This window comes from Kushneria aurantia DSM 21353 (assembly GCF_000382245.1).
Classification (GTDB): domain Bacteria; phylum Pseudomonadota; class Gammaproteobacteria; order Pseudomonadales; family Halomonadaceae; genus Kushneria; species Kushneria aurantia.
Map to the genome: position 1 here is coordinate 17331 of NZ_KB907873.1, position 12241 is coordinate 29571.

Sequence of the window (12241 nt, forward strand, 5' to 3'; positions counted from 1 at the left end):
GCACCTCCTTGCAGGCCAGGCGGATGCCGCTATGGCGGCCTACTGCGACTTGCGTACGCGCAGGTACCACTCGGAGAGCAACCGCACCTGCTTTTCGGTGTAGCCACGGGCCTTCATGCGATCGACGAAATCCTCGTGCTTGCGACGATCGGCACTGGAGGCCTTGGCGTTGAAGGAGATCACCGGCAGCAGCTCCTCGGTGTTGGCGAACATCTTGTGCTCGATCACACCGCGCAGCTTTTCGTAGGACTGCCAGCCGGGGTTGCGCCCCTCGTTCTGGGCGCGCGCGCGCAGCACGAAGTTGACCACCTCATGGCGGAAATCCTTGGGATTGGAGATGCCGGCCGGCTTCTCGATCTTCTCCAGCTCCTCGTTGAGCGACTGGCGGTCGAGCAGTTCGCCGGTCTCCGGGTCGCGATACTCCTGATCCTGAATCCAGAAGTCGGCATAGGTCACGTAGCGATCGAAGATGTTCTGGCCGTACTCGGAGTAGGACTCCAGATAGGCGGTCTGAATCTCCTTGCCGATGAAGTCGACGTAGCGCGGCGCAAGGAACTCCTTGATAAAGCGCAGATAGCGGTCGTGCATCTCGGCGGGCAGCTGCTCCTGCTCGAGACGCTGTTCCAGCACGTAGAGCAGATGCACCGGGTTGGCCGCCACCTCGGTGGAGTCGAAGTTGAATACCCTCGAGAGGATCTTGAAGGCGAAACGGGTCGACAGCCCCTCCATACCCTCGTCGACCCCGGCGGCGTCGCGGTACTCCTGGATCGAGCGGGCGCGCGGGTCGGTGTCCTTGAGATTCTGACCGTCGTAGACCCGCATCTTGGAGTAGATGCTGGAATTTTCCGGCTCCTTGAGGCGCGACAGCACCGAGAACTGCGCCAGCATACGCAGCGTATCCGGCGCGCAGGGCGCCGCGGAGAGCGAAGAGTGCTCGAGCAGTTTCTCGTAGATCTTCATCTCCTCGGAGATGCGCAGGGTATAGGGCACCTTGACGATGTAGACGCGGTCGAGAAAGGCCTCGTTGTTGCGGTTATTGCGAAACTGCTGCCACTCGGATTCGTTGGAGTGAGCCAGAATCACGCCGTCGAAGGGAATCGCCCCCATCCCCTCGGTGGGGTTGTAGTTGCCCTCCTGGGTGGCGGTCAGCAGCGGATGCAGCACCTTGATCGGCGCCTTGAACATCTCGACGAACTCCATCAACCCCTGGTTGGCGCGGCACAGCCCGCCGGAGAAACTGTAGGCGTCGGGGTCATCCTGGGAGTAGAGCTCGAGCTTTCTGATATCCACCTTGCCGACCAGCGAGGAGATATCCTGGTTGTTCTCGTCACCGGGCTCGGTCTTGGAGATGGCGATCTGGTTGAGCCGCGAGGGGTAGACCTTCACCACCCGAAAGCGCGAGATATCACCGCCATATTCGCGCAGCCGCTTGGCTGCCCATGGCGACATCACGCTCTTCAGGTAGCGCCGCGCAATGCCATACTCCTGCTCGATCATCTCGCCATCTTCATCGGCGTTGAAAAGTCCCAGCGGTGACTCCTGCACCGGCGAGTCCTTGATGGCGTAGAACGGCACCTTCTCCATCAGCGCCTTGAGCCGCTCGGCAATCGAGGATTTGCCGCCGCCCACCGGCCCCAGCAGATAGAGCACCTGCTTGCGCTCCTCCAGCCCCTGGGCGGCATGGCGGAAGTAGGCGACGATCTGCTCGATCGCCTCCTCCATGCCGTAGAACTCCTCGAAGGCGGGGTAGCGGCGGATCACGCGGTTGGAGAAGATACGCGACAGGCGCGGGCTCCGGGCGGTGTCGATCACCTCCGGCTCGCCGATCGCCTCGAGCATGCGCTCGGCGGCGCTGGCGTAGGCCGAGGGGTCACGGCGGCAGAGTTCCAGATACTCAGGGAGGCTCATCTCCTCCTGAAGCGTGCGTTCGAAGCGGTGCTGCACATGATCGAAAATGCTCATGGACATCTCCTGAAAACCGGCAGCCGCCACAAGAAAACGGCCACCCTGGGTCAATCGGTCACTGGAGCGCTCCCACTGTCAAATGGCTCTTCCTTTCGCATCGGCAGGAAAACGCAGGTCACTTTATCGGCCTCACCGTGGCGCCCCGTCGTGACGAAGGCGCCGTATCGGCGCTACAAGTGAATGTGGCGGACGTCGCTCGCGCGATGGCCCTGCGTTGAATCGGGTGAAGGTAATATCAGCAATATCACTATCTGCCGTTTTGTGCCAGCACCTCCTCGAGATCGCCGAGCAGTGAATCGATCAGCTCCGTCGACGTATTCCAACTGCACACCAGCCGCACGCCGCCCTCACCAATGAAGGTGTAGAAGGTCCAGCCGCGCGCGCGCAGCCCTTCGATCGTTGCTGCCGGCAGCTCGAGGAAAACGCTGTTGGCCTGTGCCGGAAACATGGTGTGAATACCCAGCTCGGCGGCGCCCGATGCCAGCCGCGTCGCCATGGCGTTGGCGTGGCGAGCGTTGTCGAGCCAGACATCGTTTTCCAAAAGCCCTAGCCAGGGGGCGGTCATGAAGCGCATCTTGGAAGCCAGCTGGCCCGCCTGCTTGCAGCGGTATTCGAAGTCAAGCGCCATCCCACGATCGAAAAAGATGATCGCCTCGCCGAAGGCGAGCCCGTTCTTGGTGCCGGAGAAACAGAGTACATCGACGCCGGCGCGCCAGGTGATATCGGCGGGCGAGACCTCGAGTGCGGCACAGGCGTTGGCAAAGCGGGCACCATCCATGTGAATACGCAGATCGTGGCGGTCGGCCACTTCGCGAATGGCTTTCAGCTCATCGAGGCTATAGACCGTGCCGACCTCGGTTGCCTGGGTCAGCGAGACCACTTTGGGGCGCGGATAGTGGATATCGCTGCGGCGCGTCACCATGCGCTCGATCCCCTCGGGGGTGACCTTGCCGTGAGCGCCCTCGACGGTCAGCAGCTTGGAGCCGTTGGAGAAAAACTCCGGGCCGCCGCACTCGTCGGTCTCGATATGTGCCAGTTGATGGCTGATAACGCTATGGTAGGACTGGCACAGCGATGCCAGCGCCAGCGAGTTGGCGGCGGTGCCATTGAAGACGAAAAAGATTTCGCAGTCGGTTTCGAACAGTGTTCGAAAGTGCTCGGCGGCGCGCTCGGTCCATTCGTCGTTGCCATAGGCCAGGTCATCGAGCTGGTTGGCGCGGATCAGATACGCCATCGCCTGCGGACAGATACCCGAGGTGTTGTCGCTGGCGAGAAAGCGCGGCTTCACTACATCGAGATCATCGATACTGAGTGCGCCACTCATGCTGCTGGTTGTCATGGTCCTGCTTCCACTGCTTTTTATTACCCTCGACCGAGGATCTCACCCGGTCGCATGAGCCTATAGCATCAGACGTGGGTACTGGCAGTGCAAGTGGTAATCACGCAATGAGGTGCGGTCCACCCGGGACGGCAGCGTAAAACACGCAAAAGAAGCAGGTGATGTTCAGAACGGGCCAACAAAGGAAGAGTGGCGGACCGGACGGGACTCGAACCCGCGACCTCCGGCGTGACAGGCCGGCATTCTAACCAGCTGAACTACCGGTCCGCGTCTTGTTTCCATTCGACGATGTCTTGTCTCTATCTGATGATAGAAAGTATTCGACGATAGAAAGCGGGCATCATCGGATGATGATGGTGGGTGGTACAGGACTCGAACCTGTGACCCCCAGCATGTGAGGCTGGTGCTCTAACCGGCTGAGCTAACCACCCGCAATTCGATCCGCTATTGCCCCGAACAGCAGCGTTCGAGTTCATTACAGCGGTATCGAGGGGAAATTCGAATGGCGGACCGGACGGGACTCGAACCCGCGACCTCCGGCGTGACAGGCCGGCATTCTAACCAACTGAACTACCGGTCCACTCGTTTCGAAAATGCGCACTGGAATGAAGAGATGGCGGACCGGACGGGACTCGAACCCGCGACCTCCGGCGTGACAGGCCGGCATTCTAACCAACTGAACTACCGGTCCGCATACGACTCTTCAAGAGTGCACCATGACAAGGCGGAACATCCATCGATCAGTGACCGTTCGAACCCGTCGTTTCGAGCGATGGTGGGTGGTACTGGGCTCGAACCAGTGACCCCCAGCTTGTAAGGCTGGTGCTCTTCCAACTGAGCTAACCACCCGTCTCGTCATGTGGCGCGTATATTACCGGCCACAGCTGAAAAGTCAAACGCTTCCTTGCCGCGCGAGAGGGTACGAAAACAGCGTTGCGTAATCCGCTGCGCTGCGCGGTCAACGGGTTGACTCAGGAGCCCTCTGCGGCCATCAGGTTGACGCTTTCAATACGGTCGCGCTGCATGCGCTGCTGCTTCTCTTCAAGGCCGTGAAAATCGAACAGATCGCGGTCGGCAAGCTGCGAAGGCGCGATATTGGTGATCGCCCGAAACATGCTCTCGATACGCCCGGGGTGCTTTTTCTCCCAGTCGGCGAGCATCTCCTTGACCACCTGGCGCTGCAGGTTCTCCTGACTGCCGCAAAGATTGCAGGGAATGATGGGAAACCCCATCGCTTCGGAGAAGTCGGCGATGTCCGCCTCGGCACAGTAGGCCAGCGGCCGGATCACCAGGTTGCGGCCGTCGTCGGAGAGCAGCTTGGGCGGCATCGACTTCAGCGAACCGCCGAAGAACATATTGAGAAAGAGCGTCTCCAGCATGTCGTCGCGGTGGTGGCCAAGCGCGATCTTGTTGGCGCCGATCTCCTCGGCGAAGCCGTAGAGGGTGCCACGCCGCAGCCGCGAGCAGAGCGCACAGGTGGTCTTGCCCTCCGGCACCTTCTCCTTGACGATCGAATAGGTATCACGCTCGACGATGTGATATTCGATACCCAGCGCGCGGAGATACTCCGGCAGCACGTGCTCGGGAAAGCCGGGCTGCTTCTGGTCCATATTGACCGCCACCAGTTCGAAGTCGACCGGTGCGTTACGCTGCAGATTGCGCAGAATCTCCAGCATGGTGTAGGAGTCCTTGCCACCGGAGAGGCACACCATGACGCGATCGCCAGCGTTGATCATGGCGTAATCGATGATGGCGTTGCCCACCTGGCGACGCAGCCGCTTCTGCAGCTTGTTGAACTCGCGTTTCTCTTTGGCCGCGGCACTGGGCGCCGAGCCATGATGCAGATCCATTTCCGGCATGACAGTAACTTCGGTGTGATGCGACATTGGCGCCAAGTTTATCATCGCGGGCAGCGGCGGATGAAATCGCCGGGACCGACTGGCCTTTCCCGGTAATACAAAAGCATCGTCGGCGCCGAGCAGAGCGCCACATTCAGGCAGGGATCATCACCATGTTTCAGGGCTGGCTTCTGGTCACCATCGCACTTTTCTACATCGCCACGCTGTTCGCCATTGCCTGGCGCGGCGACCGGCGCGCCAGGCGGCTGGGGCCGGCGCGCCGGCGGCCAATGGTCTACAGCCTGGCACTGGCGGTCTACTGCACTTCCTGGACCTTCTACGGCAGCGTGGGCCAGGTATCACAGTCGGGACTGCAGTATCTGAGTATCTTCCTCGGCCCGGTTCTCGCCTTTTTGCTGTTCTGGCCGGTATTGGCCAAGATGATCCGCGTCGCCAAGCATCAGAACGTCACCTCGATCGCCGACTTCATTGCCTCACGCTACGGCAAGAACCAGGCACTGGCAGCACTGGCCAGCCTGGTGGCGCTACTCGGCACCCTGCCCTACCTCGCCCTGCAGCTGAAGGCGATGGCCGCCGGCTTCACGGTCATGACGGCCGACAACGATGTCGTGCGCTCGCCGCTGTGGGGCGACACCGCCTTCTACGTCGCCGCTCTGATGGCACTGTTCGCCATTCTGTTCGGCACCCGACATACCGACGCCACCGAGCACCACGAGGGGCTGATCCAGGCGATCGCCTTCGAGTCGGTGGTCAAGCTGGCCGCCTTCGTGCTGCTGGGCGGGATCGTCACCTGGGGCACCTTCGGTGGCCTTGGCGACCTGTCGCAGCGGGCCATCGACGATCTGGCCAGCGGCAGTCATTTCAGCAGCGCCACCTTCGGTCAGGGCTTCTGGACCCAGACGCTGCTGGCCCTGCTGGCGGTTTTCTGCATTCCGCGCCAGTTCCACGTTACCGTGGTGGAGAACACCAGCGCCGACGACAGCGCCCGCGCCCGCTGGCTGTTCCCGCTTTACATGATCGCCGCCGGCTTTTTCGTGCTGCCGATGGGCATTGCCGCCATGACCCTGTTTGGCGGCAGCGATCTGGACAGCGACAACTGGTTACTCTATCTGGCGCTGGCTCTCGACCAGCCGTGGCTGACCATCGTCACCTTTATTGGCGGCTTTGCTGCCGCCAGCGGCATGGTCATCATGGCGGCAATAACGCTGTCGATCATGATCGCCAACGAGGTGGTCATTCCGCTGCTTTTGCGCTTCAAGGGCTTCGATGCCCACCACGGCGACTATGCTCGCTGGGTGCTGCGTATCCGCCGCGTCATTATCGTTGCCACGCTGGCGCTCGCCTGGGGATTCTATCGGCTGGTCGCCCCGGCCAACTCGCTGGCCAGCCTCGGCATCCTGTCGCTGGCGGCGCTGGCTCAGTTGGCTCCCGCCCTGATCGGCGGGCTCTACTGGAAACGTGGCAACTGGCTGGGTGTCTCCAGCGGCATGACGCTGGGTTTTCTGATCTGGGGCTGGACGCTGCTGCTGCCGACCCTGGTACGTGCCGGCCTGTTCGACTTTCCTCTCGACGCGGGACCGTTGGGCATTGCGCTGCTCAGCCCCACCAATCTACTCGGGCTGTCGCTCGATGACCCGACCACTCAGGGCGTGCTGCTGTCGCTGGGGGTCAATCTGTTCTGCTATATCCTCGTGTCGCAGTTGACTACGCCGCGAGTGGTTGAACGCATTCAGGCCTCGCTGTTCGTCGACAGCGCCGATACCCATCAGCCGCGGCTCAACCGCCCGTGGCGCGGCAACACCACGGTGGGCGACCTGAAAAGTCTGGCGCGGCGTTTTCTCAACGAGGATCAGGTCGAACGCGCCTTCAGCGACTATGGCTGGCGCTATCAACAGCGCCTGGAGGCCAATATGCGCGCCTCTATCGACATGGTCGGCTTCACCGAAAGACTGCTCTCCTCGGCAATCGGCGCCTCCTCGGCGCGCATCGTGGTCAACTCGGCGCTGTCAGGACGCGACGTATCGATCTCCGATGTGGTGTCGATCGTCGACGAAGCCTCCCAGGTGCTGGAGTTCAACCGCTCGCTTTTGCAGGCCACCGTCGAGAACATCAACCAGGGTGTGATGGTGGTCGACTACAAGCTGCGCATCGTGGTGTGGAATCAGCGCTATCTGGAACTTTTCCGCTTTCCCGACCATCTGGTGCGGGTCGGCGAACCGATCGAGCGCATCTTTCTCTATAACGCCGAGCACGGCGAGTACGGTCCCGGCGACCCTCATGAGCACGTGCGACTGCTGATGGACAATATCCGCAGCGGCCGCGCTCATCACTACCAGCGCTACCGCCAGGACAACAGCGTGCTCGACATCCACGGCAACCCCATGGCCGGCGGCGGCTTCGTCTACACCTACCAGGACGTGACCGAGCAGAAGCGCACCGAGGAGGCGCTGATTCGCTCGGAGAACAACATCCGTATCTATACCGACAACGTGCCGGCGCTGATCGCCTACTTTGATCGCGACTGCCACTACCTGTTTACCAACCGCGCCTACGAAACGGCAATGGAAGTCGATCGCCTACAGGCGATCGGCAAGCGCGCCGAGGACATCATGCCGGTTTCACAGTGGCGCGAACGCGCCCCCTGGATGCAGCGCGCGCTGAACGGCGAGCGGGTCTCCTGGGAGCTGTCGCAGCGCGATCGCGAAGGCGGCACCCGCTATATGCTGGCCACCTATACGCCGCACTTCGGTGAGGGCGGCCGGGTGCTGGGGTTTTTCGCCCTCTACCAGGACATCACCGAGCGCCGGCTGGCGGAGATCGCCCTGCGCGAAACCAACGAAAACCTCGAGGAGCGGGTGCGCGATCGCACCCACGAGCTTTCCGAGCTCAACGACGCGCTGCGCAAGGAGAATCGGGTGCGCTCGGAGGCCGAACAGGCGCTGCGCCAGGCCAAACAGGTGGCGGAGAACGCTAACGCCTCCAAGACCCGCTTTCTGGCCGCCGCCAGCCACGACCTGCTGCAGCCGCTCAACGCCGCACGGCTGTTCACCTCGGCGCTGACTCAGCGCCTCGAGCAGAGCGAGCACCACGACACCCTGCTGCACATCGATAACTCGTTGCAGGCCGCCGAAGAGCTCTTGAGCACCCTGCTGGATATCTCCAAGCTCGACTCCGGCGCCCTCACGGCGAGGCGTCAGGTGTTCGCCCTCGACGACGTCATGCGCCCGCTCTACGCCGAGTTCTCGGTAATGGCCCAGGATCGCGGCCTCGAACTGGACATGGTCGAGACCCGCGCGGTGATCGACAGCGACCCTCAGATGCTGCGCCGTATCGTGCAGAATTTTCTCTCCAACGCGCTGCGCTACACCCAGTACGGCCGCGTACTGCTGGGCTGCCGGCGGCGCGGCGAGCGCCTCGCCATCGAGGTATGGGATACCGGCCCGGGCATACCCGAGGCGAAGCAGACGGAGATCTTCCAGGAGTTTCGTCGTCTCGATCAGAAATCGCGCCATCGCGAAAGCGAAAAGGGGCTGGGGCTGGGGCTGTCGATCGCCGACCGTATGGCCAGGGTGCTCGACCATCCCATCAGCGTCCGTTCGCGAGAGGGACACGGCACCGTTTTTGCCCTGACCGTGCCGCTCAAGCGCGGCGAAGCGCCCGATCGCCGCTCAACGCAGGAGAAGCAGCGCAGCGCCGGCAATCGCATCGGCGGCGCGCGGGTGCTGTGTATCGACAACGAACGCATGACGCTGGAGGGCATGAAGGCGATGCTGGAGGGATGGCAGTGCGAGGTCTTCACCGCCACCTCGATCGGTGGCGCACGCTCGGTGCTGCGCAACATGGACGGCGAGCCGGACGCCGTGCTGGCCGACTACCATCTCGAAAACGAGGTGACCGGCCTGATGGCGCTGGAGGCGCTTACCGAACGTTTTGAAGGAGACGTGCCGGGCATCGTGATTACCGCCGACCGCACCGAGGAGGTGGCCGACGAGGTCAAGCGCGCCGGCTATCAGCTGCTCAACAAGCCGGTACGGCCGGCAGCGCTGCGGGCGCTGCTGACCCGCACGCTACAGGCCCACAGGCGCCTGCATTGAGCGTTACGCCGGGCGCAGGACCGCAGGACATCGTTCGCGGAACCGACCGACAGGCCGGCGGCTACTCCTCGACGCGCTGCGGCTCTACCTCGAGCTTTTGCGCCGCAATGACCGCCTGAGTGCGCGAGTGCACCCCAAGCTTGCGCAGTATGGCAGTGACGTGCGCCTTGATGGTGGCTTCGGAGACATTGAGATCGTAGGCGATCTGCTTGTTCAAGAGCCCCTCGGTAAGCATGTTGAGCACGCGAAACTGCTGCGGCGTCAGAGAGGCGATGGCGGCGGCGAATTTTGCCTCTTCCTCGTCACCATCGCCCAGCTGATCGGCCATCGCCTGAGGCAGCCAGACTTCGCCATCAAGGATGGCGCTGATGCCGCTGGCGATGGTATCCAGCGATGCCGACTTGGGAATGAAACCGGAAGCGCCATAGTCCAGCGAACGGCGCACCACCTGCAGCTCCTCGCTGCCGGAGATTACCGCCACCGGAATGTCGGGCATCTGACCGCGCAGCTGAATCAGGCCGGAAAAGCCGTGTGCCCCCGGCATACGCAGATCGAGCAGAATCAGGTCAGCATCGGGATGCCGGGTGACCACCTCGATAGTGGCCTCCATGGTATCGGCTTCAACGATCTCGGCATTGGCCGCCACCTGCCTTAGCGACTGGGTCAATGCCGCGCGAAAGAGTGGATGATCATCCGCAACGATGAACTTCTGAGCAAAGGCCATGCAGTTTCCTCCAGGGTTCCCTTTCTACTCGGGAAGGCCCGGTCAGATGGTATTCAGGGATCGCGGCAGCAGGACTGCCATTAAAAATCGCTGACCGGCCTTTTTCTGAACACCGGACAGCGCGCCGTGCGGTTTTCGAACAATTCGTTACACCTTTAGCCGCATGCTATCCCATTTTTTTAGTGACAGAAACGCATGTCGGCAACCGGTCTTTCCGGTTGCCGACATTTTATTCCCCCTGTAGCCGGCCACCCTTTTCATAGCCCGGGTCCGGTACCGGCTTTCACTTGCTCTCGCGGGCCGATGATCAGCGATTGATGCGGTTTTCGATCAGCGCGTCCACCACGCCCGGATCGGTCAGCGTGCTGGTATCTCCCAGCGCGTCCACTTCGTTGGCGGCGATCTTGCGCAGGATACGGCGCATGATCTTGCCCGAGCGTGTTCTGGGCAGGCCGGGGGCCCACTGTACGATGTCGAGCCTGGCAAAAGCACCGATATCGCGGCGCACCGTCTCGACAAGCTCCTGGCGCAGCGCCTCGCTGGCCGTGGCCTCCTGCATCAGGGTGACATAGGCGTAGATGCCCTGCCCTTTCACATCGTGCGGAAAGCCCACCACCGCGGCTTCGGAAATCGCAGGATGGGCCACCAGCGACGACTCGATCTCGGCAGTGCCGATGCGGTGGCCGGAGACGTTGAGCACGTCGTCGATGCGTCCGGTGATCCAGAAGTCGCCGTCGGCGTCGCGGTGCGCGCCATCACCGGTGAAGTAGTGCCCCTCGAAAACACTGAAGTAGGTCTGCTCGAAGCGCTCGTGATTGCCTCGGATGGTGCGCGCCTGGCCGGGCCAGCTACCCTCGATGACCAGACTGCCCGAGGCTTCGCCTTCCAGAATATTACCCTGGTCGTCCAGCAGCGCCGGGCGCACGCCGTAAAAGGGCCGCATGGCGGCGCCGGGCTTGAAATTCTCCGCATCGGTCAGCGGCGCCATCATGTGACCGCCGGTTTCGGTCTGCCACCAGGTATCCATGATCGGACACTGGCCGTTACCGATCACGTCATGCGCCCAGTGCCAGGCCTGGGGGTTGATCGGCTCGCCCACCGTGCCGATCAGCCGCAGGCTGTCGCGGCGGCTGCTGTCCATGATGTGTTCGCCATGGCCCATCATGGCGCGAATGGCGGTTGGCGAGGTGTAAAAGATGGTGATGCCATGATCGTCAATAACCCGGCCTACCCGACCGTAATCGGGCGGCCCGCCCGGAATACCGCCGAACATGAAGGTAGTGGCACCGTTGGCCAGCGGTCCGTAAACCACATAGGAGTGGCCGGTAATCCAGCCCACGTCGGCGGCGCACCAGTAGACGTCATCCTCGCGCAGACCAAATATCTCGCGATGAGTCATGGCGGTGTAGAGCAGATAGCCACCGGTGGTGTGCACCAGCCCCTTGGGCGCCCCGGTCGAGCCCGAGGTGTAGAGAATAAACAGCGGATCCTCGGCGCCCATCGCCTCCGGTTCGCACTCGGGGCTGTGCGTCTCGATCAGCTCGCTGGCGTTGATATCGCGCGCTTTCCAGTCGATCGGTGCGTCGCCGCAGGGCACCAGCAATACATGCTCAATGCACGCCGTGCCTTCCAGCGCCAGCGCCTCATCGACATACTTTTTCAGCGGAATCTGTTTGCCGCCGCGCTGCGAAATATCGGCGGTGATCAGCACCCGCGCGTCGCAGTCGCGAATACGGCTGGCCAGCGCCTCCGGCGAGAAACCGCCGAACACCACCGAGTGCACCGCACCGATGCGGGCACAGGCCAGCATCGCGATCGCCGCCTCGGGAATCATCGGCATGTAGAGCGTGACGGTGTCGCCACGCCCCACGCCCAGCGAGCGCAGCATGTTGGCAAAACGCCCCACCCGGTCGTGCAGCTGGCGATAGGTCAGGGTGCGCTGATGTGACGGATCGTCCCCTTCCCAGACGATAGCGGGCTTGTCACCGCGGGTGTCGAGGTGGCGATCGACGCAGTTGACGCAGGCGTTGAGCACGCCATCCTCGAACCAGCTGATATGCGAATGGTTTTCACCAAAGCGGCCCTTGAGCACCTGCTGTGGCGGCTGCATCCACTGAAGCTGTTGCGCCTCTTCGCGCCAGAAGGCCTCGGGCGACTCGATCGACCTGCGGTAGCGCTCACGATAATCCTGCTCGCTGACCGGGCTCGGATAGTGCGGCGAGCCTGTTGCGCTGGCGGTACTGGTCATGAAGCCTCTCCT

The 12241-nt window shown here is 62.3% G+C and carries 6 protein-coding genes and 5 tRNA genes; 1 reads left to right on the forward strand and 10 read right to left on the reverse strand.

Features of this window, described 5'->3' with window-relative positions:
• Positions 1–39: 39 nt before the first annotated feature.
• The 8 genes from H146_RS0109825 to ttcA all read right to left on the reverse strand — a co-directional run bounded on the left by H146_RS0109825 (position 40) and on the right by ttcA (position 5163).
• Positions 40–1962, reverse strand: a complete 1923-nt coding sequence (locus tag H146_RS0109825; protein WP_019951707.1) for a PrkA family serine protein kinase — start codon at positions 1960–1962, stop codon at positions 40–42.
• 250 nt (positions 1963–2212) lie between these two features.
• The gene (locus H146_RS0109830; RefSeq protein WP_019951708.1) at positions 2213–3304 is read right to left on the reverse strand and encodes a threonine aldolase family protein; all 1092 of its coding nucleotides are present in this window, start codon (positions 3302–3304) and stop codon (positions 2213–2215) included.
• A 190-nt stretch (positions 3305–3494) separates the two neighbouring features.
• Positions 3495–3571 (reverse strand) — tRNA-Asp (locus tag H146_RS0109835).
• 87 nt (positions 3572–3658) lie between these two features.
• A tRNA-Val gene (locus H146_RS0109840) sits at positions 3659–3735 on the reverse strand.
• A 72-nt stretch (positions 3736–3807) separates the two neighbouring features.
• A tRNA-Asp gene (locus H146_RS0109845) sits at positions 3808–3884 on the reverse strand.
• A gap of 34 nt (positions 3885–3918) precedes the next feature.
• Positions 3919–3995 (reverse strand) — tRNA-Asp (locus H146_RS0109850).
• 82 nt (positions 3996–4077) lie between these two features.
• Positions 4078–4153, reverse strand: a tRNA-Val gene (locus H146_RS0109855).
• A 122-nt stretch (positions 4154–4275) separates the two neighbouring features.
• A complete protein-coding gene (ttcA, locus tag H146_RS0109860; protein ID WP_019951709.1) occupies positions 4276–5163 on the reverse strand; it encodes a tRNA 2-thiocytidine(32) synthetase TtcA in 888 nt (295 codons plus the stop codon).
• 152 nt (positions 5164–5315) lie between these two features.
• Between ttcA and H146_RS0109865 the strand changes: the two genes are divergently transcribed.
• A complete protein-coding gene (locus tag H146_RS0109865) occupies positions 5316–9257 on the forward strand; it encodes a hybrid sensor histidine kinase/response regulator (RefSeq protein WP_019951710.1) in 3942 nt (1313 codons plus the stop codon).
• A gap of 61 nt (positions 9258–9318) precedes the next feature.
• Here H146_RS0109865 and H146_RS0109870 read toward each other — a convergent pair whose 3' ends face one another.
• Positions 9319–9981, reverse strand: a complete 663-nt coding sequence (locus H146_RS0109870; protein WP_019951711.1) for a response regulator — start codon at positions 9979–9981, stop codon at positions 9319–9321.
• A gap of 307 nt (positions 9982–10288) precedes the next feature.
• Positions 10289–12229 (reverse strand): acetate--CoA ligase, encoded by a 1941-nt coding sequence (acs, locus tag H146_RS0109875; RefSeq protein WP_019951712.1) that lies wholly within the window; start codon positions 12227–12229, stop codon positions 10289–10291.
• Positions 12230–12241 lie beyond the last annotated feature (12 nt).